Genomic DNA, 3,561 nt, shown 5'->3' on the forward strand with positions numbered 1-3,561 from the left:
GGCGCCGGCCCGGGCCGGGGCTCGGCCAGTTGCCGGACGGTGAGCCCGCCGACCACCGCGGCGCCGGCCACCCCGGCAGCGGCGCCCAGCAAGGTGCGCCGGGTCAGCATGTGAGCCATGCCGGCGAGTGTGCCACCCGCGGCGTCAGCAGGGGCCCCAGCTTCCGGCGTCAGCCGTCGCGCTTGGTGGTCCAGCGGAAGGTGGTCAGGCAGAGCACCAGGCCGATCACGCACCAGAGGCCGAGGACGAGGGCGACGCGGCCCAGCTCGAACGAGCCGCCCGGTTCCTGTCCGCCGAAGCTGTCCGGCAGGAAGACCGAGCGCAACCCCTGGCACATCCACTTGAGCGGGAAGAGCGCGGCGACCTGCTGCATCCAGCTCGGCAGGCTGGTGAAGACGAAGAACACCCCGGAGATGAACTGGAGGACCAGGGCGACCGGGGTGACCACCGCCGAGCCGCTGCGCGCGGTGCGGGCCAGGGAGGAGATGGCGATGCCGCACAGGGTGCAGGCGGTGACGCCCAGGACGGCGACCCAGCCGAAGGTGGCCCACCTGGCGGCGGTGTCCGGCAGCTTCAGGTCGAACAGCGCCACCGACACGGCGAGCAGCAGCGCGGTCTCGGCGATGCCGATGGCCACCACCATGAGCACCTTGCCGGCGAACCAGACCCACTTCGGCATCGGGGTGCCCCGGTAGCGCTTGAGCACGCCCCGGTCCCGCTCGATCGGGATCCAGATGCCGAGGTTCTGGAAGCTCACCGTCATGAGGCCGGTCGCGATCATGCCGGTGATGAAGTACTGCGTGTAGCTGACGCCCGGGGCGATCTCGTCGGTGAAGATCGCCGCGAAGATCAGGATCATGATGACCGGGAAGCCCATCGTGAAGACGACGGACTCCCGGGAGCGCAGGAACTGGGTGATCTCCAGCCGGCCCTGCCGCAGGGCGAGCGCGGCCCCGCCCGGCCGGCGACCTGGGGCGGCGGCGACCGGGGCGGCCGGCTTCGTGGTGGTCGTCATCAGTGTCCGATCATCCGCAGGTAGACGTCTTCCAGGGTCGGCCGGGTCACGGTGAGGCCGGGGATCTCGCCGCCGAAGCGCGCGGCCAGCTCCGCCACCAGCGCCGTCGGCGTCGCGGTCTCCGCCGTCTCCGGCGTCCCGTCCGGGGTACGCCAGGAGACCGTCGCCAGCGCCTCCTGCCGGTTGCCCAGCCGGTTCGGCGGGGCCACCTCGACCACCCGGCCCGCGGCGATCACACCGACCCGGTCCGCCAGCGCCTCGGCCTCGTCGAGGTAATGGGTGGTGAGCACGATGGTGGTGCCGGCGGCCGAGAGGTCCCGGATCAGCTCCCAGAACTCGCGCCGGGCCTCCGGGTCGAAGCCCGTGGTGGGCTCGTCGAGGAAGAGCAGCTCGGGGCGGCCGACGATGCCCAGCGCCACGTCGAGGCGGCGCTTCTGCCCGCCGGAGAGGGTGTGCGTGCGCGCCCTGGCCTTGGCGCCCAGCCCGACCCGCTCGACGACCTTGTCCGGGTCCTCCGCGTCGGGGTAGAAGCCGGCGAAGTGCCGGACCACCTCGGCGACGGTCAGCTCGTCGAACTCGCCGGTGCACTGGAGCACGATGCCGACCCGGGAGCGCCAGGTCGGGTCCGGGTGGGCCGGGTCGGCGCCCAGCACGCGTACCTCGCCGGCGTCGCGCCGCCGGTAGCCCTCCAGGATCTCCACCGTCGTGGTCTTGCCTGCGCCGTTCGGGCCGAGCAGGGCGAACACCTCGCCGCGGTGGACGTCGAGGTCCACCCCCGCCACCGCGACTGTGTCGCCGTACGCCTTGCGCAGTCCCCGTACGGAGATCGCGAGCTCGTCATCCATGACGTCCAGTGTGCGACTCCGGCGGGGCGGCCGGCGGCCCGGGGTGTGGTGGTGTCGGCCATGTCGCGCCGCTCGTGCCCGTCGGCCCGCTCCATGGACCTGTGTGGTTTTCCACAGCCCGTTTTACTGAACAGTAACTTAAACTCCGGCCATGGACGAGAAGGCTCCTTCGGGGCGGCTGCCCGAGCGCGACCGGCCCTGGGTGATGCGCACCTACGCCGGGCACTCCTCCGCCACGGCCACCAACGCGCTCTTCCGCCGCAACCTGGCGAAGGGGCAGACCGGGCTCTCGGTCGCCTTCGACCTGCCCACCCAGACCGGCTACGACCCGGACCACGAGCTGGCCGCCGGCGAGGTGGGCCGGGTGGGCGTGCCGGTGGCGCACCTCGGCGACATGCGGGCCCTCTTCGACGGCATCCCGCTGGCCGAGATGAACACCTCGATGACCATCAACGCGCCGGCGATGTGGCTGCTCGGCCTCTACGGCACGGTCGCCGCCGAGCAGGGCGCCGAGCTGGCCCGCTGCGCCGGCACCACGCAGAACGACATCATCAAGGAGTACCTGTCCCGGGGGACGTACATCTTCCCGCCGGCGGCGTCGCTGCGGCTGACCGCCGACATCATCGCGTACACGCTGCGCGAGATGCCGAAGTGGAACCCGGTCAACATCTGCTCGTACCACCTCCAGGAGGCCGGCGCGACGCCGGTGCAGGAGGTCGGCTTCGCCCTGGCGACCGCGGTCGCCGTGCTCGACGAGGTACGCGACTCCGGCCAGGTGCCCGCCGAGCGGATGGGCGACGTGGTCCAGCGGATCTCCTTCTTCGTCAACGCCGGGGTGCGCTTCGTCGAGGAGATCGCCAAGATGCGTGCGTTCGGCGCGCTCTGGGACGAGATCACCCGCGACCGGTACGGCGTCGAGAACCCGAAGCAGCGCCGCTTCCGGTACGGCGTCCAGGTCAACTCGCTGGGCCTGACCGAGGCGCAGCCGGAGAACAACATCCAGCGCATCGTGTTGGAGATGCTCGGCGTCACGCTGTCCCGGGACGCCCGGGCCCGGGCCGTGCAACTGCCCGCCTGGAACGAGGCGCTCGGCCTGCCCCGCCCCTGGGACCAGCAGTGGTCGCTGCGCATGCAGCAGGTGCTGGCGTACGAGTCGGACCTGCTCGAATATCCGGACCTGTTCGAGGGCTCGCACGTGATGACGGCGCTGGTCGACGACATCGTCGCCGGGGCCCGGGTCGAGCTGGAGAAGGTGCTGGAGATGGGCGGTGTGGTGGCCGCCGTGGAGACCGGCTACCTGAAGAGCGCCCTGGTCGCCTCGCTGGCCGACCGGCGCCGCCGGATGGAGGCCGGCACCGACGTGGTGGTCGGCGTCAACCGGTTCACCGAGACCGAGCCGTCGCCGCTGACCGCTGCCGGCGCCGAGGCCATCGAGCAGGTCGACCCCGCCGTCGAGGCGGCCGCCACCACCGCCGTACGCGAGTGGCGGGCCGACCGGGACGCGACGGCCGTGGACGCGGCACTCGCCCGGCTGCGGGCGGACGCCGCGACCACGCAGAACCTGATGCCGGCGACGCTGGCGTGCGTGCGGGCCGGGGTGACCACCGGCGAGTGGGCCGGCGCGCTGCGCCAGGTCTTCGGCGAGTACCGGGCGCCCACGGGCCTGTCCGGCGCGGCCGGTGCCGGCGGCCCGAAGGGCGC

3 protein-coding genes are annotated in these 3,561 nt (G+C 72.5%); 1 reads left to right on the plus strand and 2 read right to left on the minus strand.

Annotated elements, in window-relative coordinates:
• Positions 1 to 169 precede the first annotated feature (169 nt).
• On the minus strand, positions 170 to 1,015 hold the full coding sequence (locus B0E53_RS34335) for an ABC transporter permease (RefSeq protein ID WP_107079700.1): 846 nt from the start codon (positions 1,013 to 1,015) through the stop codon (positions 170 to 172).
• Positions 1,015 to 1,860: an ABC transporter ATP-binding protein gene (locus B0E53_RS34340; protein ID WP_107079701.1), complete on the minus strand. Its 846-nt coding sequence runs from the start codon at positions 1,858 to 1,860 to the stop codon at positions 1,015 to 1,017. The genes B0E53_RS34335 and B0E53_RS34340 overlap by 1 nt, the downstream gene beginning before the upstream one ends.
• 151 nt (positions 1,861 to 2,011) lie before the next feature.
• Here B0E53_RS34340 and B0E53_RS34345 point away from each other — a divergent pair.
• Positions 2,012 to 3,561, plus strand: a 1,550-nt coding sequence (locus B0E53_RS34345; RefSeq protein ID WP_107079702.1) for a methylmalonyl-CoA mutase family protein, incomplete at its 3' end; no start/stop codon positions are given.

Origin of the sequence: Micromonospora sp. MH33, from assembly GCF_003013775.1 — a bacterium.
GTDB classification, from domain to species: Bacteria; Actinomycetota; Actinomycetes; order Mycobacteriales; family Micromonosporaceae; genus Micromonospora; species Micromonospora fulviviridis.